At 68.4% G+C, this 21,831-nt stretch carries 18 protein-coding genes and 2 pseudogenes; 14 read left to right on the top strand and 6 right to left on the bottom strand.

The annotated features are described in order from the left end of the window. Positions 1-672: 672 nt before the first annotated feature. From OG520_RS44045 to OG520_RS44020, 6 genes are all read left to right on the top strand, one after another. Positions 673-3,252 (top strand): Helicase associated domain protein, encoded by a 2,580-nt coding sequence (locus OG520_RS44045; protein WP_331737507.1) that lies wholly within the window; start codon positions 673-675, stop codon positions 3,250-3,252. 98 nt (positions 3,253-3,350) lie between these two features. Next, positions 3,351-4,652, top strand: coding sequence for a DNA-binding protein (locus tag OG520_RS44040; protein WP_331747553.1), 1,302 nt, complete (start codon positions 3,351-3,353; stop codon positions 4,650-4,652). Between the two features lie 219 nt (positions 4,653-4,871). Beyond that, positions 4,872-5,729, top strand: a complete 858-nt coding sequence (locus OG520_RS44035) for a TnsA-like heteromeric transposase endonuclease subunit (RefSeq protein WP_331737545.1) — start codon at positions 4,872-4,874, stop codon at positions 5,727-5,729. After that, a complete protein-coding gene (locus OG520_RS44030) occupies positions 5,726-7,882 on the top strand; it encodes a Mu transposase C-terminal domain-containing protein (protein ID WP_331737505.1) in 2,157 nt (718 codons plus the stop codon). The genes OG520_RS44035 and OG520_RS44030 overlap by 4 nt, the downstream gene beginning before the upstream one ends. A 122-nt stretch (positions 7,883-8,004) precedes the next feature. Continuing rightward, positions 8,005-8,997, top strand: a complete 993-nt coding sequence (locus OG520_RS44025) for a TniB family NTP-binding protein (RefSeq protein WP_317862449.1) — start codon at positions 8,005-8,007, stop codon at positions 8,995-8,997. 328 nt (positions 8,998-9,325) lie between these two features. Beyond that, positions 9,326-11,965, top strand: coding sequence for a Helicase associated domain protein (locus OG520_RS44020; protein WP_331749467.1), 2,640 nt, complete (start codon positions 9,326-9,328; stop codon positions 11,963-11,965). Between the two features lie 23 nt (positions 11,966-11,988). Here the strand turns inward: OG520_RS44020 and OG520_RS44015 are convergent, their stop codons facing one another. Next, positions 11,989-12,753, bottom strand: a complete 765-nt coding sequence (locus OG520_RS44015) for an ATP-binding protein (protein ID WP_331749465.1) — start codon at positions 12,751-12,753, stop codon at positions 11,989-11,991. A gap of 179 nt (positions 12,754-12,932) precedes the next feature. On the opposite strand from OG520_RS44015, the gene OG520_RS44010 reads away from it, so the two are divergent. Further along, positions 12,933-14,648 (top strand): IS1182 family transposase, encoded by a 1,716-nt coding sequence (locus OG520_RS44010; protein ID WP_331749462.1) that lies wholly within the window; start codon positions 12,933-12,935, stop codon positions 14,646-14,648. An 8-nt stretch (positions 14,649-14,656) separates the two neighbouring features. On the opposite strand, the pseudogene OG520_RS44005 reads toward OG520_RS44010, so the two are convergent. Beyond that, a pseudogene (locus OG520_RS44005) lies at positions 14,657-14,746 on the bottom strand (aminoglycoside phosphotransferase family protein); the annotation flags it as partial. A 39-nt stretch (positions 14,747-14,785) separates the two neighbouring features. Here OG520_RS44005 and OG520_RS44000 point away from each other — a divergent pair. After that, positions 14,786-14,950, top strand: coding sequence for a transposase (locus tag OG520_RS44000; RefSeq protein WP_406016779.1), 165 nt, complete (start codon positions 14,786-14,788; stop codon positions 14,948-14,950). A 145-nt stretch (positions 14,951-15,095) separates the two neighbouring features. Next, a complete protein-coding gene (locus OG520_RS43995; protein ID WP_331749457.1) occupies positions 15,096-15,644 on the top strand; it encodes a GNAT family N-acetyltransferase in 549 nt (182 codons plus the stop codon). 277 nt (positions 15,645-15,921) lie between these two features. Here the strand turns inward: OG520_RS43995 and OG520_RS43990 are convergent, their stop codons facing one another. Together OG520_RS43990 and OG520_RS43985 are read right to left on the bottom strand one after the other, a co-directional pair. Then, the gene (locus tag OG520_RS43990; protein WP_331749455.1) at positions 15,922-16,086 is read right to left on the bottom strand and encodes a hypothetical protein; all 165 of its coding nucleotides are present in this window, start codon (positions 16,084-16,086) and stop codon (positions 15,922-15,924) included. A 189-nt stretch (positions 16,087-16,275) separates the two neighbouring features. Next, positions 16,276-17,010: a hypothetical protein gene (locus OG520_RS43985; RefSeq protein ID WP_331749453.1), complete on the bottom strand. Its 735-nt coding sequence runs from the start codon at positions 17,008-17,010 to the stop codon at positions 16,276-16,278. Positions 17,011-17,172: 162 nt separating this feature from the next. On the opposite strand from OG520_RS43985, the gene OG520_RS43980 reads away from it, so the two are divergent. From OG520_RS43980 to OG520_RS43960, 5 genes are all read left to right on the top strand, one after another. Further along, positions 17,173-18,252: a site-specific integrase gene (locus OG520_RS43980; protein WP_266733989.1), complete on the top strand. Its 1,080-nt coding sequence runs from the start codon at positions 17,173-17,175 to the stop codon at positions 18,250-18,252. Then, positions 18,249-18,581, top strand: coding sequence for a helix-turn-helix transcriptional regulator (locus OG520_RS43975; RefSeq protein WP_266733991.1), 333 nt, complete (start codon positions 18,249-18,251; stop codon positions 18,579-18,581). The genes OG520_RS43980 and OG520_RS43975 overlap by 4 nt, the downstream gene beginning before the upstream one ends. 375 nt (positions 18,582-18,956) lie before the next feature. Next, positions 18,957-20,213 (top strand): hypothetical protein, encoded by a 1,257-nt coding sequence (locus tag OG520_RS43970; protein WP_331737210.1) that lies wholly within the window; start codon positions 18,957-18,959, stop codon positions 20,211-20,213. Further along, a complete protein-coding gene (locus tag OG520_RS43965; protein ID WP_266733995.1) occupies positions 20,188-20,694 on the top strand; it encodes a GNAT family N-acetyltransferase in 507 nt (168 codons plus the stop codon). Before OG520_RS43970 ends, OG520_RS43965 begins: the two co-directional genes overlap by 26 nt. 259 nt (positions 20,695-20,953) lie before the next feature. After that, the gene (locus tag OG520_RS43960) at positions 20,954-21,172 is read left to right on the top strand and encodes a hypothetical protein (protein ID WP_331749450.1); all 219 of its coding nucleotides are present in this window, start codon (positions 20,954-20,956) and stop codon (positions 21,170-21,172) included. Positions 21,173-21,269: 97 nt separating this feature from the next. Here the strand turns inward: OG520_RS43960 and OG520_RS43955 are convergent, their stop codons facing one another. Then, positions 21,270-21,428, bottom strand: a complete 159-nt coding sequence (locus OG520_RS43955) for a hypothetical protein (protein WP_331749448.1) — start codon at positions 21,426-21,428, stop codon at positions 21,270-21,272. Next, positions 21,425-21,781: pseudogene (locus tag OG520_RS43950) on the bottom strand (recombinase family protein); the annotation flags it as partial. The gene OG520_RS43955 and the pseudogene OG520_RS43950, both read right to left, overlap by 4 nt. Positions 21,782-21,831: the final 50 nt, after the last annotated feature.

Here is a 21,831-nt window from a genome sequence, read left to right as displayed (position 1 = left end):
GAACGCGACGCGGTGCCGCTACGCGGCACTTCCCCGAATTGCTTCGCAATTCGGTTGCTGGGCCACTCCGTGGCCCAGGGTCAGGGTCGGCGCTCCGCGGGGACCCTGACGATACGCCAAGGCGGATCACTACCAGCCGCTCCGCGCCTGGTAGTTGGGCCGCTACGCGGGCAGCGGGCTACGGGAGGTTGGCCGAGGGTTGGGTGAGGTGACGAGCCATCAAGCTGCGGGGGCGGATTCTGTCGAGGTTCGCACCTGATCGTATCGAGTGCGAACACTTCCGGTCATCCTCCCACGAACTGCATGCGTCATAGTTCTGAGTCAGCTACCTTGTTCCTAGAGGACAGACACCCACCAGCACTGGAGAGTCCGAGGAAATGACACTCTGGCTGCGTCCATAAATCCTGTTGAGGATGCGTCAAATTCACGGCCTGGATGGTTTGTCCGCCCGGGGGCGGATGCCTCCGCGGCACTGGAAGCTGAGAAATAGTGTCGCTCTTTCTTTCGTGTCCGTTTCTGATTGAGGAGAAGAGAATGTCTCGGGTGAGTTTCTACGGAAGCGGATACTGCGAAGAGTGTGACTCGACGTGGGAATTCGGTCCGGTAGAGGACGGAACGCTCCTGGAGTCTGACCACGAGTGCGAATCCGAGCGGGACGGCGAGTAACGGGGAATGGTGACAGACCAGGGCCTGAGGGCGCACCAGATCGAGGCGGTCGACGCCGTGCTCCGTCATCTCCAGTTCCCGGCCGGCGTCGCGGTGCCGGAGGAGGGGCTGCGGTGCCAGGTGATCGCGGCGACCGCGTCAGGGAAGACGAGGATCGCGGCGGTGGCCGCTCAACGACTGCGTGCCCGGCGGGTGTTGGTGCTGGTACCGACGGTGGATCTGCTGGCGCAGATGGCCGCGGAGTGGCGTCGGGCAGGGCGTGCGGGGGCGATGGTCGGTGCGTGCGAGTCACGGGTTTCGGCGTCCAGCGGGATGCCCTGCACCACGGACGCGGCGGAGCTCCTGTCCTGGGTGGGGGACGAGGATGTGGTGACGGTGTTCTCGACGTACGCCACTGCCTCCACGGCGGTGCAGGGGGCGCACCGGCTCGGGCTGGACGCCTTCGACCTGATGGTCGTGGATGAGGCGCACCGCACCTCGGGGGATGCGGCGAAGGCGTGGGCGGCCGTGCACGACCAGGTGAAGATGCCGGCCGTCCGGCGGCTGTACATGACGGCGACGGCGAGGATCTGGGAGTCCGCCGAGGATGCCCGCCGGGGCGGCCGGGAGGCTCCGCGGCTGATCGCGAGCATGGACCCCGAGTCGCCCGTGTTCGGGCCTGTGGCCTGGAAGCTGACGCTCTCCCAGGCTATTTCCCGGGGGCTGGTTGCCCCCTATCAGGTTATTTGCGTTGATATTTCCGATCCGGACTTGTATGCCGCGCAGGCGGGTGGCGACCGGGGCTCGGACCTGGTGCGCGGGGCGCGGCTCGCGGCGCTCCAGGCGGGGCTGCTGACGGCGGCTGCGGACGAGAACCTGCGGAAGTGCCTCACCTTCCACTCCCGGATCGCGGAGGCCGAAGCGATGGCCGAAGGCCTGCCCGCCGTCGCGAAGCGGCTGTATGCCGAGGATCCGAAGCACTACCACCCGGCGGAGCGGGTGGGGGCGTCCTGGCTTCATGGAGACCACAGGGCCGGCTACCGAAAGGCAATGCTGGAGGAGTTCGCGTCGAACGTGGTCAAGGTGCCCGACGGGAAGGGTGGCACGGTCTCCTGTCCGGCCATGTTCAAAATGATCGCGTCGGTTCGCGTCCTGGGGGAAGGAGTCGACACGAAGAACTGTGACTCTGTTGCCTTTTGTGACGCGCGCGGGTCAATGGTCGATATTGTGCAAATGGTCGGGCGGGCTCTCCGAATGCAGCCTGGCGAGGGAAAAATCGCCAGCCTGGTCGTCCCTGTTTTCCTTGCTCCTGGTGAAAGTCCGGACGAAATGATGACCTCCAGGGGGTACGAAACCCTCGCGAAGGTCCTCGGGGCGCTGCGTGCTCACGACACGGACGTGATCGAGGCGCTCGCCGACTCCCGTCCCCGTACAGGGCGTTGGAAGCCCGACGGGGCCGAGGGCGTCGACGGGGCGGAGGGCCGGGAGCGGACGGGCGAGGCGAAGGGTCCGAGCGCGCCCGCGCAGGGGCTGCTGAGGTTCTCCACTCCGCGGGATCCGGCGGAGGTGGCGCGGTTCGTCGCGCTGCGCGTGCTGCACCCCGAGACGGACTACTGGCGCAGCGGGATCGCGGCTGCGGCGCGGTACGTGCGCGAGGTGGCGAAGGACGGGGTGCTGAAGGTTGCGTACGACTACGTGACGCCGGTGGATGAGGGGTGGGAGTCTGCGGGGTTCCCGCTGGGGACATGGCTGCGGAACCAGCGCATGGACTACCGGGCCGGAACACTTGCCCCGGAGCGCGTGAAGGCGTTGGAGGAGCTCGGGGTGGTCTGGTCCCACCGCGATCACGCCTTCGAGGAGGGGCTTGCCGCTGCCCGGCGCTGGGCCTCCGAGCACGGCCATTTCCTGCCGCCGGCCCATGCTGTGTGGGACGGGTATCCGGTCGGGACCTGGGCGAAGAATCTCCGCACGGCCGCGAGGCTCGCGGATGCGCGCGCGGAGCAGTTGGAGGCCGGACTGCCCGACGATGCTTTCGCGGGTGGCCTGTCGCAGGAGCGGCGGGAAGCACTGGACGAGATTGACCCGGGGTGGTCACCGGTCTGGGACGCGGGGTGGCAGCGCTGCCTGCGGCTCGTGCAGAACCATCTCGCCCAGGGCGGCAGCGTGCCTTGGGAGGCTGGGGAGGTCGTGGTCCAGGGCGAGGACTTGGGGCGGTGGGTTAAGGGATGCCGGTTGGGATGGGACGCCCTGCAACCGGCACAGCAATGGCTTCTGGAGAACGCCCTCGGGCTCGGACCCGCCGGTGAGGACGAGCGCCCGGTGCAACGCACCCAGGACGACAAGTGGATGCTCAACCTGGCGGCCGCGCGGCAGTTCCACGCCCGCGAGGGGCACCTGCGCGTACCCCGCAAGCACGAGGAGCAGCTGGTTTCCGATGGCGGCGGGTTCGGTGCGCAGGTGGGCGCTGGCGGGGTCGTGGTGGTCAAGCTCGGCACGTGGATTGACAACGTCCGCAAACGCGCTGGGAAGCTTCCCGAGCAGCGGCGGGCGGAACTCGACCAGCTCGGCATGCAGTGGGCGGCGGGCACGGCGGGGCGGTCGCGGTGAACGCCGGGGTGTTACGGCTGCCTCCTCTCGCCGGGGAGACGACGTTCTCCTTTCTGTGCCGTATCGCTGCTTGCTACGGAATGGAGGAGCAGACGTTCATGGCGCGCTGGCAGGCGGTGAACCACCGGCCCCGTCATGAGGGTGGGGCCGTGCGTGCGGATGGGGAAGTGCTGCTGGACGCGGCAGCCCGAAGGACGCTGGGCGCTGTGTGCGGGGTCGGGGAGCTGTCGCTGGGGCGGGCGTTGCCGTCGTGGGGGCGGGAGGATCCCAAGCTCGACGGACCGGAGGGCGGCCGGGGGCGGGTGGTGTGGAGGGTCGGGGGCGTGGTGGCGGGGCCGGTGGCGTTCGGGTGCCGGCTGTGCACGGCACGGCGTACGGGCGAACCGGCCCGGGTGATGCGGTACGCGCCACGGTGGGAGCGGGTGTGCGTGCGCCATGGTCGGTGGGCTCTGGACGCGGACGCCGACCAGCCCCGCGAGTACCTCGATCTGCGGGGTCTTCCGGAGGTGGTCGCGGCGCAGCGGCGGTGGGCTGGTGTGGTGCGTCGTGCGGTGCGGGCCGGTGTGGACCCGGGTGAGGTGTTCGGGCTGGCTTATGCGGTGGTGGCGCGGTGGTGGGAGGGGGCGTACGGGTGGGAGCGGGAGGAGATCTGGCCGCGGCGTCTGCACCTGGTCGCCGGGGGTGATGCGGGGGTTGATCTGGAGTGGTGGCGGGTGGTGGGGCGCGATGCGGTGATCTTCCCGGAGGTGGTGGCGGTCGCGGATGCGCTGCTGGATCCGGTCATGGCGCAGCTTGTGTGGGTGGACAGCGGGGGTGAACGGCCGCGGCCGTTGGGGGCGGACGGGAAGTTCTGCCGCCGTCTCGGTGAGCGGGTGGGGCGGTCTTGGTTGGGGCCGTTGATCGCGGTCGACTACGGGGGTCCGCTGATCGCGTGGATGGGGACGGTTGTCCGCCTGCGTCGTCATCCCGAAGGGCGGCCGGGTCTGTATGCGCGGTTCGGGGAGAACGTGTGGTGGGTGCGGCAGGAGCATCAGCCGTCGACGGTGGCTGCAGGGCTGCGGGTCTTGGCCGGGGAGAAGAAGTTGCCCGGCTCGGGGACGAACTGGCGGGCCGTGGTGCCTGCCGAGCAGCGCTTTTTGATCACCAATCTCCTCGGTGAGGTAGAAGAGCAGCTGCAGCAGTTGCGTGGTGCGCAGGTCGGTACTACCGCCGAGGTGGCCCGGTCCATGCTGGAGGGTTTGAGCCGGGGCACGGATCTGCTCGACCAGGTGCTGGGGCGGGTCATGGTGGCCGCGGTGAACGCTGGGATGAGGGTGGACGAGGTGGCCCGGTGGGCGCGGCTGTCCGAGGAGGAGGCGGTAGAAGTCCTCGGGACGTACCGGGGTGCGGACGGCGAGTAGAGCCGGGGCTGGCCGGGGTGGTCCGGTCGCTGCTTTTAGCGCATGAGGCGGCGGCTTGTGATCAGAACCCGTGAAACGTGTCCGGTGCGGTGGGGGCACCGGTGGGGTGGGGGGATGAGCGGCAGGAGCGTGGTGGGCGGCCCTGAAAGGGCGGCCGGGCAGCGGGACGTGGTGGTCGGGGCGGGGTTCGAAGCCGTCTTCCTCGATCCGGTGGGGCGGATGGTGCAGCAGCGGTGGGCGGACGCGGCGGTGGCGGTGGCTTTCGAGGAGCTGGATCCGGTGTCGGCGTTCCCTGTCGTGCCGGGCCGCCGGTGGGGGCCGGGCCTGTGGTGGTCGGCCACCACCGGACGGCACGTGGCGTCGGGATCGAACGCGATGCGGGCGCAGCTGATGGTGCTCGACCGCGACCCCATGGTGGTGGGCCTGGCCGGGCGGCCGGTACGGGCGCTGTGGCGTGATGGCCGGGGGCGGGTGCGCTCGTGGGTGCCGCAGCTCTTCGCCCGCTACAAGGACGGCACCGGGATGCTGGCCGACTGCCCCAGCCACACCGAGGCCGGCGGCGAGCGGGCGTTGGAGGCCGCGGAGACGGTCGCGGAGGCGTGTGCGCAGGTAGGGCTCGTCTACCGGCGCCTTGAGCCGCTGGAGAAGACTCTGGTGGCGAACCTGAAGTGGCTGGCCGGCTACCGGCACCCACGCAACCAGGGCCGCCCGGGACTTGCGGCCGACGTGCTGGAGGCGTTCGCGCGGCCGCGGCCGCTGATCGACGGCGTGGAGGCGGTCGGCGACCCGATCGAAGTCCTGCCCGTCGCCTTCCACGCCTTGTGGCACGGGCAGCTGACCGTGGCGCTGGACGTGCCGCTGCACGAACGGGTCCTGGTCCACTCCCCCATGGTCCCTGCGGGTACGGGCGGCCCGGTTGATCAACGGGCCGCCGCCGTGCAAGGTTGCGACGTCGTCCGTGGTCGCGGCGGACATGAGGTGGGTGGCGGAGCAGGGGGGCAGGCCGTCAGCGGCGGCACGAACCAATGCGAAGGCGGCGCGGCTGGCGGCAGTGGCCGGGGCGGGGAGGCGGTGTGAGCGGGGTACGGCGTGGTGGGCGGCCGGTCGTGGCCGTCGGTGCCCACGTGCGGTTCCGGGGGGTGCGGTGGCAGGTCGTCGCCCTGGCCGGGCAGGGCTTCCATCTGGTCGGCCAGGACGGGATGGATGAGGTGGTGCTGTCCGGGCATCTGTTCGCCGACCCAGGCTTCGCGGTCCTGGGCGCGGAGGCGGATCAGGCGCAGGCGGTGCCGCGGTGGGGGCTGTTCGAAACGGCGCCGGCCGCGGCGCGGGAGAAGGCGCTGGCCTGGGAGCGGCACATCCGGGAAGTCGAGTGCGGCCTTCCCGGCGGGGTCGGCAGTGGCGGGACGGTACGGGAGCAGTACGACCCGGATCGGTTCACACTGGCCCAGCGGGAGCAGGCCAAAGCGCAGGAGCTGACCGCGCTGAGGTTCGGGCGGGTGTCGCGGGCGACGGTGCAGCGCATGCGGCTCGCCTACCGTAAACAGGGGCTATGGGGGTTGGTCGACCACCGCGCCACCCGCGGCCCGAAGGGCCGTGGCGGTCGGCAGGACGAGCGGGTCGTCACCGCGATCAAGGACGTGCTGCGCGGGCAGCGGGGGCGTTCCAAAGGCACCGTCAAGGCGCTGATGCCGCTGGTCGCACGACTCCTCAAGGACCGGCATGGAGACGCGGTGCCCATGCCCGCGCAGGCCACTTTTTACCGGCTCGTCCATCAGCTCGCCCACCCGGCCGACCACCCCGCGCGGCCGGTCCGAAATCCGCCGATCACGGAAGACGGGCGCGCCATGACCCCGACCGTGGCTCTGCGGCCCGGGGAGCAGGTCCAGATCGACACCACCCGTCTGGATGTCCTCGCGCTGTTCAACGACGGGACGCTGGGGCGGCCCGAGCTCACGATCGCCGTCGATGTGGCCACGCGGGCGATCCTGGCGGCGGTGCTGTGTCCGGGCGGGACGCAGGCCGTGGACGCGGCGCTGCTGCTCGCGGAGATGGCTGTACCGCGCCCGGCGAGGCCCGCGTGGCCCGACGCCCTGCGCTTCACCCACGCCAGGCTGCTTGCGGGCGATCGGCTGCTGTCGCTGGACGAGCGGCTTCAAGGGGCGGCCGCCCGGCCGGTCGTGATGCCGGAGACGATCGTTGTGGACCGCGGGAAAGTGTTCCTGTCGCAGGTGTTCACCGCCGCCTGTGAGACGCTCGGGATCAGCGTGCAGGTGGCGCCGCCGTTCGCGCCGACCGCCAAGAGCATCGTGGAGCGCACCTTCGGGTCGATCAACTCCCTGTTCTGCCAGCATCTGCCCGGCTACACCGGTTCCGACGTCACCCGCCGCGGCAGAGACATCGAACGCGAGGCGTGCTACACCGTCGCCCAGTTGCAGGACCTCCTCGACGAATGGCTCGTGCACTGGCACCACCGCCCGCACGAAGGACTGCGCCACCCCGTACTGCCCCGGGCGGCGCTGACGCCGAACCAGATGTGGGCGGCGCTCGTCGCGGTCGCCGGGTACGTGCCGGTCCCTTTGAGCGGCAGTGATTATCTGGAGTTGCTGCCGGTGCGGTGGCAGGCCATCACCGAGCGCGGCATCCGTATCCATCACCGCACCTACGACTGTGATCTGCTGGGCCCCTACCGGGGCCAGGAGTCCGAAGTAGCGGCCCGCGGCGGGAAATGGGAAGTCCGCATCAACCCGCACGATGTCCGCCAGATCTGGGTACGGCTCCCCGACGGGCAACTCGCCGAGATCCCGTGGATTCACCGCGACCACGCCCACCACCCGTTCAACGACCGCACCTGGCGGTACGTCCGCACCACCGTCACCCGCCACCTGGACCCTGACCGGTACGAGGCCGGCCTCGCCGACGCCCTCGACCAGCTCCTGCGCCGTGCCCGTACCGGGCATGCCACCCCCGCCGAACAGCACCTGATCACCCGCACCGCCCCTGTGCGGATGCCTATGCCCGCACAGCGGGCCTCAGACGGCCCGCAGCACCCGGACCAGGCTGCCGATGAGACGGTTTCCGGAACAGACGACGACAGCCTCGACGCTCTCGACGACACGCCGGATGAGCCGTCGCCCCCGGACCAGGACACCGGTGAGGACGACGGCTCACCGGACGTGCCGTATACCGGGTACGGGCTGTACGACGCCCGCGCGGAGGCCCTGAAATGGTGAACACCAAGGCATCCACGGCCAGGGGCAGTCGCCCTGTCGGCACCCGCGACGAACACGTGGGCAGCGGGCCCGGGCAGGGGGCTGCGGGTGCTGTCCCCGAAACGGGTAGCGCCGGCAGGCCGGTGACCACGTGGCAGGGCTGGCAGCACTTCGCCACCACACCACCGCCCGTGCCTCCCGGGCCCGGTGCCCCGCCACGCAGCACGGAAGAACGCCTGGCCTACCACTCCGCGTTCGTCACCCTCCGCACCCCGGTCATCGACACCCTCGCCACCAGCGTCCGCACCCTGATGATCCTCGGCCGCCACCAGACCGTGACTGCTCGTCCTTCTCTGATCGTCACCGGGCCCGCGGCGGCCGGGAAAACCACCGCGCTCCTCCACGTCGGACGCACCTGCCACCTCGCCCACACCCACCGCAACCCGCCATCACCCGGCCTCCAGCATCCGCACGTACCGGTCGCGTACGTCCTCGTCCCGCCCGGTGCCACCGCGAAAACCCTCGCCACCGAATTCGCCCGCTACCTCGGCATCCCCGTCACCACCCGCATGACCCAGGCCCAGATCACCGACGCGGTCTGCCACACCTACCAGCAGGCCGGTGTCCGTCTCGTCCTGATCGACGAGATCCACCGCCTCAACCCCCGCACCACCACCGGCGCCCAGAGTGCCGACCTCCTCAAAGACCTCACCGAACGCATCGGTGCGACGTTCGTGTACGCGGGCATCGACGTCACCACGACCGCGTTGTTCAGCGGTGTGCGTGGCGCGCAGCTCGCCGGGAGGGCCTCACTCATCGAGTGCGGGCCGCTGCCCGCCCGGCACGGGACACACGAGCCGTTCAAAGAACTCATCACCGGCCTCGAGAAGGCTCTGAACCTCCAGCAGCATCGGCCCGGAACCCTCCCCCGTCATGCCGCATATCTCCACCAGCGGACCGCGGGCCGGATCGGGAGCCTGACCCGGCTGATCCGCCAAGCCGCGATCACCGCGATCTGTGACGGCACCGAAAAAATCACCAAAACCTTGCTCGACGGGATCCAGCTCGACCACCTCGCCGAAACCCACCACCGCCCCACCCCGACACCAACCCGGCCCCGTACACGACGGTCCTGACCCCCCGCCACCCCACTGACCAGCAAGAACACAGTCAATGCCTTTAGACCCAGGAACATATCCGCGACATCCCGCGCTCTGTCTCAACGAAACTGCAACAGCCCCAGGTCAGACCCCCATCCCACACCCTCAAAACCACCCCGAAACCGTTCTCAATCAATCATCAACACCCCAGCTCACAAACCACACACCACCGCAACTAACCACCCCCAGCGTTAGGCGATTGTCTGTGTCTTGGTTGTCACTGAAAATGCATGTTGCTGTACAGGGATCCGGGTCTTTTCTGGCTTGGAAATATATCTGAAGCGGTCGATGAGAGGAAGTTTTGGTGACGCTGAAGGAGTTGTTTCCGCATCAGGTGGAGGCGGTCGACGCGGTTCTGAGGGTCTTGCAGACGCCTGCGAGCGGACACCTGCCGGCCGAGGGGCTGCGGACCCAGGTCATCGCCGCGACCGGCTCCGGGAAGACCCTGATCGCCGTCGCGGCCGCCGAGAAACTCGGCGCGCGACATGTCCTGGTCCTGGTACCGACACTGGACCTGCTGACCCAGACCGCGGCCGCGTGGCGGGAAGGAGGCCGTACAGGGGCAATGGTCGGGGTCTGCTCGCTGCGCGCCGACGACTCCGACGGTGTGCCGTGCACGACCGATCCGGGCGAACTCGTCGCCTGGGTAAGGGGTCTGGAGCGGGTGACGGTGTTCGCCACGTACGCCGCCGTCGGCCTCGGCATCCTCCAGCGCGCCCATAGTGCCGGGCTTGGCGCGTTTGACCTAATGGTCGTCGACGAGGCGCACCGCACCAGTGGGTACGCGGGCAAGCCGTGGGCCGCGGTGCACGACCAGACGAAGATGCCGGCGACCCGCCGTTTGTACATGACCGCGACGGCCCGGATCTGGGAAGCACCCGAACATGCCCGGAGTGGTGAGTCCGGTGCGCCGCGGTTGATCGCGAGCATGGATCCGGGGTCGCGGGTGTTCGGGCCGGTGGCGTACAAACTGACGCTCCCACAGGCGGTGAGCCGGGGCCTGGTAGCCCCGTATCAGGTGGTATGCGTCGATATTTCCGATCCCGAGTTCCATCAGCTACGCCAGGAAGCCGGATACGGGTCGGACGCCGCACGCGGAGCACGACTCGCCGCGTTGCAGGCCGGGCTCGTGACCGCGGCCGCCGAGGAGAACCTGCGCAAGGTCCTGACGTTCCACAGCCGGGTCAGTGAAGCCGAAGCCATGGCCACAGGCATCGTCGACGCGGCCAGGAAGCTCTGGGAAGACGATCCGCGACGCTACCCGGAACCGGGGCGGGTATGGGCGGACTGGCTGTACGGCGAACACCCGCCCGCCCACCGGCGGACCGTCCTGGAGGAGTTCGCATCCGACGTCATCGAGGACCAGGACCAGGCACAGCTGGTCGAGGGTGGCGTCGGGGGGCGCAGCAGGGATGGCCGGGGCGGCAGGGGTGGCGGGCGCGGCAAGGATGGGCGGCGGTCGGGGAAGGGGTTGGTGCCGGCGGCGTTGCGGGTGCTGAGCTCGGTGAAGGTGCTGGGCGAGGGTGTCGATACGGCGAATTGTGATTCCGTCGCGTTCTGCGATGCGCGGGGGTCGATGATCGATATCGTGCAAATGGTGGGCCGCGCCCTGAGAATCAAGCCCGGTGAAGGAAAGATTGCTTCTCTGATTGTTCCTGTATTCCTCGCTCCGGGTGAAACACCGGGCGAAATGCTGACCTCGGACGCCTACGGAACCCTCGCGAAGGTCCTCGGGGCGCTGCGGGCGCACGACACCGAAACGATCGAACACCTCGCCGACCCTCGTATCCGGAGCGGGAGTTGGCTACCGGAGGGTGCCGAGGAAGGCGAGGCGGAGGCTGAGCGGGAAGTGTCCGAAGGTGAGCGGGGGCCGAGCGTGCCCGCGCGGGAGCTGCTGAAGTTCAGCACACCCCGGGATCCCGCGCTGCTGGCCCAGTTCGTGAAGCTGCGGGTCATCGAACCCGAGAGCACGTTCTGGAGGCGCGGTATCCAGGCATGCGTGCGGTATGTGGAGGAGACCGGGGCGCAGCAGTTGCGGGTGTCGTACGACTACGTCACCCCTGATGACTGGGTGCCGGCCGGGTTCCCGCTGGGGACGTGGCTCACCGACCAGCGGAAAACCCACAAGGCCGGGTGCCTGGATGCGGGGCGGGTGGAACAGCTCGACGGGCTGGGCATGGTCTGGTCGCACCAGGACGTCGCGTTCGAGGAAGGCCTCACAGCCGCCCGCGCCTGGGCGGCCGTGCACGGACACCTGCTGCCACCCACGACCGCGGCATGGGACGGATACCCGGTCGGGACCTGGGTCAAGAACCAGCGATACGCCGCCCGGGCCGCAGATCAGAACGCGCAACGTCGGCAGGCCGGCCTCCCCGTCGAAAACAGTGCGGGTGCCTTGACCGAAGCGCGGCGAGCAGCGCTGGAAGAGATCGATCCGGGGTGGTGCCCGGTATGGGACACGGGATGGCAACGCTGCTTCCGGCTCATCCAGAACCTCCTCCAGAACGGCGGAGCCCTGCCGGTGGCAGTCGGCAAAGTGATCGTGCAAGGAGAAGACCTCGGAAGGTGGGTCACCGCGCAGCGGCTCGGGTGGGAACAGCTCCTTCCCGCACAGCAGTGGCTGCTGGAGAACGTCCTGGGGATCGAACCCGCCGGGGAGGCAGAACAGCCGGTGAAACGGACACAGGACACCATGTGGGCCCTCAGCCTGCGTGCGGCACAGCAGTTCCATGGCCGTGAGGGGCATCTGAGGGTGCCTCGGAAGCACGTCGAATACCTGGAGGGCGTGGCGGAGGGCACGGCAGGCCCGTCGGGCCATCAGGCAGGCGCTGGCGGGGTCGTGGTGGTCAAGCTCGGCACATGGCTCGACAACGTCCGCAAACGCGCCGCAAAACTTCCCGAGCAACGCCGCGCCGACCTCGACGCGCTTGGCATGCGCTGGTAAAGCGGGTGGTAGTCGGGTGGAGGCTATGTGCCTGATCCGAGGCGGCTGAAGGCCCAGCGGAGGACTTCTTGGTCGACGCGGGGGCGGCCGGTGCGGTTGAGGGCGGTGTGGGTGTGGGCGGTGAGGCGGGCCCAGTTGCGGAAGTTGCCGTGGGCGGCGCGGCTGTCGGCGTAGGTGATGTCCTCGGGGTCGGCGTCGGCCCAGATCGGGTGGTAGAGCGGGATGGTCTCGAGGACTTCGTCGGTGGTGAGGCGGGTGAAGCGCTGCCAGATGAAGATGCGGGAGGACAGCATCGGTTCTTTGCGGAGGGTGGCGTGGCAGCCTTCGCCGCCGACGAAGATGACGGCGAGCTGGGTGTAGGGGTCGTCCCAGAGGTAGCGGATGTACTCAAGTTGGTCGCTGGAGAGCCACTGTGCCTCGTCCAGGACGAGGGTACGCGGGTGGGCGGCGAGCGTTGCCTTGAGGAGGTGGTCGAACTCGGTGGCGTAGCGCGGGGGCTGGCCTGGTAGTTCGAGGGCGGTGTGCAGTTCGTGGCGTACGGCGCGGGTGGTGGTGCGGGCGTGGAAGGTGATGCGGCGGATGTCTTCGCTGGCTTGGAGTTCGCGTAGGCAGCTGGTGACGGCGACGGTTTTTCCGAAGCCGGCGCCGCCGTGGATGCACATCATGGCGCGGGCGTTGATGGTGTCGGTGAGGTTCTCCCGGGCGGTGAGCAGGGCTCGGGTGGTGACCAGGCGGGCGCCGGGCAGGGCGGTGTACTGGTCGGTGGGTGCGGGTGGCAGGCGGGTCATGGGGTGGCCTCCTGGTCGTGGTGTTCGGGGGTGGATGCGGGGTTGGGGGTAGGGGGTCGGGTGCGGGTTTTGAGGCTGTCGGGGACTCTGCTGCGCAATTCCGTGCGGGGGTGAAGGTGGGCACGGGATGATCGTCTGTACGGTCGTTGTCCTGTCGTGCGGCCGTGGGGGTGGTGTGGATGTCGATGCGGCCGGAGGGGCTGCCGGAAGTCCCGGAGCAGACCGTGATGGTGGCGCGGGCGGCGTTCCCGCAGGGGAGCCTGGCGATACGGGTGCGAGACCGGCTCGCGGAGGTTTTCGCGGACGAGCCGTTCGCGTCGGCGTTCGGGGTGCGTGGGGCTCCGGGTTTGTCTCCGGGGGTGTTGTGCCTGGTCACGGTGTTGCAGTTCGCCGAGGATCTGACCGATCGGCAGGCCGCGGCGATGGCGGTGCGGGCGATCGACTGGAAGTACGCGCTCGGGGCGGAGCTGACGGACACCGGCTTCGATGCCAGTGTGCTGAGCCGGTTCCGTTCCCGCCTGTCCGACAACGGCATGGAACGGGTGGTCTTCGACCGTCTCCTTGAGTACTGCGTGGAGGAGGGGCTGGTCGCGGCCGGGGGCAGGCAGCGGACCGATTCCACCCATGTGATCAGTGCGGTGCGGGACTTGAACCGCCTCGAGCTGGCCGGGGAGAGTGTGCGGGCGGCGCTGGAGGCCCTGGCTGTCGCGGCGCCGTCGTGGCTGGCCGGGCAGGTCGATGTCGCCGAGTTCGCTCACCGGTACGGGCCGCGGGTGGACGGCTGGCGCATGCCCGCCTCGCAGACGAAACGCGACCGGCTCGCGCAGGTCTTCGGCCAGGACGCGCTGGCGTTGTGCCGGGCGGCCTGGTCACCCGGCACACCCCCATGGATCCGTGAGATCGAGTCCGTACAGATCCTGCGGCAGATCCTCGTCCAGACGTACTACCTGAGCACCGACACCAGGGGACGGGAGGTGATCAAGAAGCGGGCCGCCGACGACGAGGGTGTCCCGCCCGGTCATCGCCGCCTCGCCTCCCCCTACGACGCGGACGCACGCTGGGCGGCCAAGGGCGAGGGCCTGTTCTGGATGGGCTACAAGGTCCATCTCACCGAGACCCGCGACACTCCCACCGAAGCCGAAGCCGAAGCCGAAGCCGGTGTCCGGGCGGCACCGAATCTGATCACGGACGTGTGCACCACCGATGCCACCGTGCCCGATGTGAAAGCGACCGCCCCGGTCCAACAGCGCCTGGCCGAGCACGGCATCAGGCCCGCCGAGCACTACCTCGACTCCGGCTATCCATCCGCCGACCTCATCGCCGCCGCGCTGAAACAGGGCACCCGTATGGTCACCCCGGTTCTGCTGGATCATTCCGCCCAGGCCAAGGCCCACGCCGGCTTCGACAAGAGCGCCTTCATCATCGACTGGAGGGCCCGCCAGGTCCGCTGCCCCGCCGGCAAGACCAGCGCGCACTGGAACCCCGTGAAACAGCACGGAACGGACACGATCGTCATCACCTTCGGCGTCCGCACCTGCCGCCCCTGCCCCTTCCGCGACCAATGCACCAGCTCCGCGAAAGGCCGCCGCATGCTCACCCTGCGCCCCAGAGAGCCAGAAGAAGCCCTCACCCAGGCCCGCGCCGAGCAGAAGACCGAGACGTGGAAGGCCAAGTACGCCCTGCGAGCGGGTGTGGAAGGCACTATCAATCAAGCCCTCGACATCACCGGCATACGCCGGGCCCGCTACCGCGGGCTACCGAAAGTCCGCCTCCAACACGCCTTCTCCGCCACCGCACTCAACGTGATCAGACTCGACGCCCACTGGACCGGACACGACCAGCATCACACCCGCAGCAGCCGGCTCGAACGCCTCGCCTACCGACTCACAGCCTGACCCAGGAATTGCGCAGCAGAGTCGTCGACCCGGGCAAAGACGTCACACGGCGTCAGCCGTAGTGCCAGCTTGTTCGAGTTGTGGAGAACGATTGCATTGAACCTTCCCCTTGATCGTGGACACCTGGAGACTGGGACGTGAGAGCCCAGAGGAAGCAGTGCCAGGTGGGAAGCAAGTACACGAAGCGGTACTCGGAGGAGTACAAGCGGGACGCGATCGAACTCGTGCGGTCGTCGGGACGGACGGTAACCAAAGTCGCCCGGGAGCTCGGGGGCAGTTGGGACTGCTGCACGTTGAGGTGACACCTGGCCTGGCTTGCCCGTGGGGCGGCCTGGAAGGATGTTGCTGTGCCTGTTCCTTATCCCGAAGAGTTCCGTGACGATGTCGTGCGCGTGGCGCGCAACCGCGAGAAGGGCGTCACCCTTGCGTAGATCGCGAAGGAAGGCTGTGGGCGAAATCACCTATCGCGTGGCAGAGAGCGAGAGAGACAAGTCCGCCGTCATCAAGGGCGAGTTCGTCTCGGACACCGTCTTCGAAGTGGTCGGCTCTGAGAGCGGGTTCACCCTTCGGCCTGCCAAGCTGGACCCGCCGGTTCACAAGGTCTTCCCCGACGACCAGCCCGAGCGCGATGAGGTGTCGGAGGGCAAGCGCCGGTTTGTCGCGCTGGATCGTGATCGCGTGTGCGGCTATGTCGACACGGAGTACGAGCGCTGGAACCGTCGCCTGATCATTACCGATATTGAGGTGGCCGGGCCGTACCAGGGCCGCGGAATCGGACGCACGCTGATGAGCCACGCCATCGGCTGGGCCCAGGAACGCGGTGCCGGGCACGTCTGGCTGGAAGTGACGAACATCAACGCTCCGGCCATCCGCGTCTACCAGCGGATGGGTTTCCTCTTCTGCGGCCTGGACACTTCTCTCTACAGCGGTACCGAGTCCGATGGGGAGACGGCGCTGTACATGAGCCTCTTTCTCGGTCCATCCGCCGATCAGTAGCAGGTCCTGGGCTTGGACATGAAGACGCGGATGCCCTCTGATCTGGGACGATGGGACTACCTACGGTTCCACACCCACAGAGCAAGAGAACACCCGCGAGATGCAAGTTTCTCACAGGCCGGCAGCGATCTCTGCTGCGTTCGATGACACCAATCTGATCGCGCATGCCGGGTGCTGGGACTGCGGTCACCGCAATCCGCTGCGCGACTCCGGCCCGGAGCAGGCCGCCGCCGGCGCGCTCAGCGCTGCCGCTCAAGAGGCGGGTACCCTGGGGTATTCAGTTCGTCCTTGCTCCTGAGCTTCTGCGGATCCGGCGTATCGCGTCGACGACGAACGAGGCGGAGCCCACCGCAAAGATGCCGACAAGTACGGTGTCCTGCTGGACGGCGAGAGCGACGACCAGGGTGGCCGTGACAGTTGCCGCCACGACTTCGGCGGTCAACGCGAGACGGTGTCTCGCTCTCTCGGTTGGTTGTCTCAACACCGGCGTGTCCAGATGGTCGGGGGGATGGGAATGTAGCTGGACCCCAAGCGAGTCACGCCAGAGACGACGGTCGTGCATTTGCCTCGAGCCACCGTCTATCCGGCGACAAACCCGAAGTACCAGAGGTATCCACGAACCCCCGTGGGTTCACGAATTCTGAAGGGTGCTCGGGACGAACCCAAGGATGCTGCCCGGGGCTTGGCCCGCATGGGCACTGCGGTTCAGGGGGGCGGGCGGTCCCTGTTCGGCGGCCGAGGTGGCGACGGCGGACGTGTAGCGGAGGCTGGTCCTGGTGCCGAGAGAGAAGACGTGCGCGAGGTGCAGGGGGTCGGCACCATTGACCAGGGCCTCTTCGAGGATGCGGTCCTGCCTCAGCCGGTCGACGCCCACGGGCAGTTCCTTGACCAGCTTGTCCATCCAGAATGTGCCCACCGCCGCTGTGGTGGTGGCCGTGTTCCTGCTGACCAGCAGGTGCGGGTTGGTGCTGTTCGGCCAGTGGCGGTGACGGTGGGATAGGTAGTCGGTGATCGCCTCGGCGGTGTAGTTGTCCAGAGGGTGGTCCAGGCCCTCGGGGTCGAGACGGCGTCCGGGCAGGTCCACCTCTTCCAGCATCGACCGGATCCGGCGGGCGGGCAGCGCATGGATACCGGCCAGGGCGACGACCACGCGAAGAGCCGGGTCCTGCCGGGCGGCCTGAGCGACGAACTCCACCTCGTCCGTGGTGAGCGATGTGGGGATCGTGGTCGCCGGCTTGCCGCCGTTGATGCCGCGCATCGGGTTGGCGAAGACCAGCCGCTCGGCCTTGAGCGTGCGGAACAGCGACCGCAGGGCAGTGGCGTCGTGGGCGCGATAGGGGCGGTGTGCGAGCCAGTTGTGCGACATCCCGTGAGTTCCCCTGAGCCCTGCTGAGTCCCCAGCCCCGTGGCCAGGGGGTTCGTCCTCCTTCGTATGCTCTCCCGCCAGGTGACGTAACTTCGGGATTCTTGAAGCGTTCTCATCTCGTCCGACCGATCTGCGGTCCGGGTGAAGGTGAGGGGGCTCGGGTTGGCGGCACTGGCAGTCGTGCGGGACCTCCGCGATGTGCGGGCTCCGGTCTCGGCGGAGGAACTGGAGCAGTTCGAGACCGACGCGCTGGCCGGGTTCGTGCTCGCACGGGCGTCGGCCGGGCTGACGGACGGCACCATCCGCGGGGACGTCGGTCACCTGGAACAGGTGCGGACGTGGTTCGGTCGGCCGCTGTGGGACATGGAGCCCGCCGACGCGGACGCGTACTTCGGGAAGGTGCTGCGGAACTCGCCCAGCGGCACCCGGCTTGCCCGGTCGCAGGCGCTCACCACGTACTTCACGTTCCTGGAGCTGAGGCACAAGGTCGAACTGCACCGGATGACCGGCCGGGTTGTCGAGTGTCCGATCGACGAGATGAATCGGCCGCGCGGGGCGAAGGACGCCCAGCTGCGGATCCCGCCACTGGAGCCGGAGGTCGGGCAGTTGTTCACCGGCTGGGCCGGTGAGCTGGCCACCTGCCGGAAGTTCGCCCCGATGGCCAGGAACTACACCGCCTCGAAGCTGATGTCCGAGGTGGGGCTGAGGGTGAACGAGGCCCGCAGGCTGGACCTGGATGACATCAAGTGGAACCTCGGGCGGTTCGGCAAGCTCCATGTCCGCTATGGCAAGGGGAAGCGCGGATCGGGCCCGCGCGAGCGGATGGTGCCGCTGATCAACGGTGCGGGCCGGACTCTGCGGTGGTTCATCGAGGATGTGTGGGGTCAGTTCGGCGACGACCACACCCGCCCTGGCGCCCCACTGCTGCCCTCCGAACGCAAGAACGCCGACGGCTCCTCACGGCGGGTCGGTGACGATGCCCTGCGCAACGGTCTCGCGGAGGCTACCAAGCTCCACCTGCCCAGCTGGACCGACAAGCTGACGCCGCACGTCCTGCGGCACTTCTGCGCGTCCCAGCTCTATCTGAACGGGCTCGACCTGATCTCGATCCAGGAGGTTTTGGGACATTCCTGGATTGCCACGACGATGCGGTACGTCCATGTGCAGCAGACCCGGGTCGAGGACGCCTGGGCGGCAGGGCAAGAGCGGGCCGCGAAGCGGCTGGAAGGGCTGATCCGATGAGGTGGAACCTGCGGCTGACCGCCGCGAACAAGGGCATCTGGAAGGCGTCCGAGCTCCAACGGAACCTGGCTGAGCATGGGTTGGTCATCTCGGCGGGGAAGATGTCCGGGCTGTGGTCCGGGCAGCCGGTCTCCCTCAAGCTGGAGGACCTGGACGTGATCTGCGTCGTCCTGGGCTGCGAGATCGGTGACCTGCTGATCCCCGAACCGCAGAAAGTCACCCGTCCCGGCCAGGACACCGATGTCCGGCAAGCGGCCGCTGGCTCCTCGGGACCGGCCCCGGCGGTGGTTCCTCGCCGCCGGGATGGTCGGTCCCTTCCTCCGATGTGACCTATGGACCCGAGTTCCTGCCCGGATTGCCTGTCCTGGGGGCGTTTCTTCGAGCCGCGGTGCTCGACGTGTTCCTCGTTCGCCAGCCGATGGAGGGGAGGTGCGTGCGCCGGCTGCACGCGCCAAGTACCCCTGCGGGAGGAGTACTGCCGTCTGTGCTGGGTCCAGGCGAGAACGGAGGCCGCCGCGACTGGCGGCAAACCGGAGTCCTTCCTGCCTCACCTCCGCCACCAGCAGCTGTTCTTCTACGGACTGACGGCACTCTGGGACCGGCGTCCCAAGCCATCGGCGGTCAAGAACGGTCGCCGGGGCCGACCCCGGCGACCCGATCCGGCCCCTGCAACCCCTCCGTCCGCGGTCTGGTGCCAGCTCGCGTTGTTCGAGGCCCGCCGAGACCTCACGGGGCGGGTCAGCGATGAGGACGCTCGCCGCGGCAATCCCTGGCCGGCCTGGGCCCGCCATAGCGCCCACCGCCTTGGCGAGGCCCGCGGCTGGCCGCGCAAGACGCGTCTGAACGTCGACCAGGCCCTGGTCATCGTCCTGACCGACCATGCCGAGGTCGACGTGATCCGGTACTCGGAGGTTTTCCCGGTGCTTCGGTCGCGCGGCCTGAGCGTCGAGCGGACCACGGAAGTGCTCGACCACATCGGCGTGTTCCTCGACGACCGGCCATCGTCGTTCGGACTGTGGCTGGAGTCCAAGCTCGACGGTCTCGCCACCGGGATCGCCCGCGATGTCGGAGACTGGGCCCGGCTGCTGCACGACGGCGGCCCTCGTTCCCGGGCCCGCCATGCGGCGACGGTCTGGAACTACTTCAACCGGATCCGGCCCGTGCTGCTGGAGTGGTCGGACCGTTACGACCACCTGCGGGAGGTTACCCGCGACGACGTGCTCGCCCACCTCGAAACCGTGCAGGGCTCGCAGCGGCAGACCACGATCATCGCTCTGCGGTCGCTGTTCGGCTGGGCCAAGAAGAACGGCACGATCTTCAAGAACCCGACCAGCCGCATCCGGGTCGGCCAGCGCGAGGAAGGCGTCATCCAGCCGCTGGAGCCCGGACACATCGACGGTTCTGTCGCCGCCGTCACCCATCCCGCCGACCGGCTGATCCTCGCCCTCGCCGCCGTCCACGCGGCACGACCTGCGGCGATCCGCCGCCTCCAGCTCGACGACGTCGACATCGGCAATCGGCGCCTGTCCATCGATGGCCGCACCCGCCCGATGGACGAACTCACCCTTCAAGTCGCCCGAAAATGGCTGGAGTTCCGGCGCCGCCGCTGGCCCGATACTGCCAACCCGCACCTGCTGATCAACAAGCACACCGCGCTGGGAACCGGCCCCATCGGCAAGAGCTCGGTCGCCGGGCCGGCTCTGCACCGCCAGACCGCGACCCTGGAACGACTCCGCATAGACCGCCAGCTCGAAGAAGCCCTCGTCCACGGTCCCGACCCGCTCCACCTCGCTGAGGTCTTCGGCCTCAGCGAGAAGACCGCGATCCGATACGCGAACTCGGCGCGGGCACTGCTGGAACAGGCAGCCGAGCACTCAACATCCCACTCGGGAAAAGAACTTGGCCCGGATTGTGGAGCCTTGAAGAATGACGGCCATGCAGATTCGACAGGCATGGCCTGATGACGCTTCAGCGGTCGCTGGCGTCTACGTGCGCTCCTGGCAGGCGGCCTTTGCCGGTCTTGTTCCGCAGCACTACCTCGATGCCATGGACCCAAGCCGTGAAGAGTCCGGCTGGAAGACACGCATCGCGGAGACACAGTGGCCAACTTCGGGAGTACTGGTAGCCGAGACCGAGGTGGGGATCGTCGGGTTCGCAGGTTACAGCCCGTCTCAGGAGACGCCCGCCGTCGCGGAGATCGGCACGCTCTACGCGATGCCCGAGGTATGGGGCACGGGGATCGGAAAGCAGTTGATGCTGGCCACGCTGACCACCCTCGGACAGGCCGACTACACGCAAGCCACCTTGTGGGTACTGGAAGGCAATGAACGCGCCCGGCGCTTCTACGAGGCCGCCGGTTGGCGCGCAGATGGCGCGGCCGTGGAAGACACCACTGGCGGAGCCGCTCTGAACAAGTTGCGATACCGCCGCCCTCTCGGCTAGCCCGCTCACCATCTTGCGCGTCCGGAGAGCCATGAAGCGGCGTGGTCGCGAGTTGGAGTCGAACTCGCGGATCCAGTGCCGTGGAGCACGACGACGGACCCCTGGGTTCCCACTCAGAGCCCTTCAGTTTCCCTGAACTCACGGAGGTCTGGGGGTCCAGCCAAGGTGAGCCCAAAAGGGGCAGTGGGATGATCTTGAAGCCCTGACGGCACGTCGAGCGTGACGTAGAGGCGTGGTGACGTGGGTAGGGTCGGGCAGCATGGCGAACCTGTCGATCGGCGCGTGGATACGCCGGCACCCCGAAATGATCTGCACCGTCTGCATGAAGAGCGGCGAGTGGCCGCCCGGCGAGCTGACCGGTGATGGCGTCTGGGAGATCCGCAGCTGCCCTAACGAGAAGTGCGATGGAACCTGGAAGACACACGCCATGTACGTCGCCAGGCCCGGGGAGGCGACGGAGCCCAACGCCTTCGACTGACGAAGGGGTCCAGCCAAGGTGAGCCCCAAAGCCGCCACCAGATGATCTTGAAGCCCTGATGCGGTAGGCCCTCGGCGAGAAGGGCTCGGCTGCTCTATCAGCCCTGAGCGTTCCCATCCGTGGTGGCTGGCTCCTCGATGGCGGTGTCCGTGTTGTCGTCCTCGTCGGGCGCAGGCCGGCGGCCGAAGGGGCCGTCCTGGCCGGGCCGGGCGCCCAGTACCGGAGCGCCTTTCGTGCGGTGGATGCCGTAGATCATGCGCTCATGCTCCCTGCCATCTGGCCCCGGATGCTGCCGACGGCCTGGAGGGCGGCGAAGTCGGCGTGTGCCGCGGTGACGGCCTCCGGGTATGACTGCCGCTTCTCGTACTCGGCCAGGGCCCGGTAGATGCTGGACAGGCTGGGGTTGTGTCCCTTGCGCTTGCCGGTGGGGATGATCAGGTCGGGCTGGATATGCTCGACGCTCTCGCCGCCCGCGCGGCGGCGCAGGACGGTGTGGAGCATGTCGTCCGTGATGACCGGGGGCCGGCCGCCGTGCTTGCCCTTGCGCGCCGCAGTGTCGAGCCCTTCCAGCGTCGACTCGCGGATGTTCTCCCACTCGGTCTCGGCCATTATCTTGAGCCGCCCGGAGGGCGTCCTCGATGTTCAGCAAGTGGGCCGGA

Origin of the sequence: Streptomyces sp. NBC_00984 (genome assembly GCF_045162475.1) — a bacterium.
Classification (GTDB): Bacteria; Actinomycetota; Actinomycetes; order Streptomycetales; family Streptomycetaceae; genus Streptomyces.
Note: the sequence above shows the minus strand (reverse complement) of the source record. Positions and strands in the feature narration are given on the sequence as shown.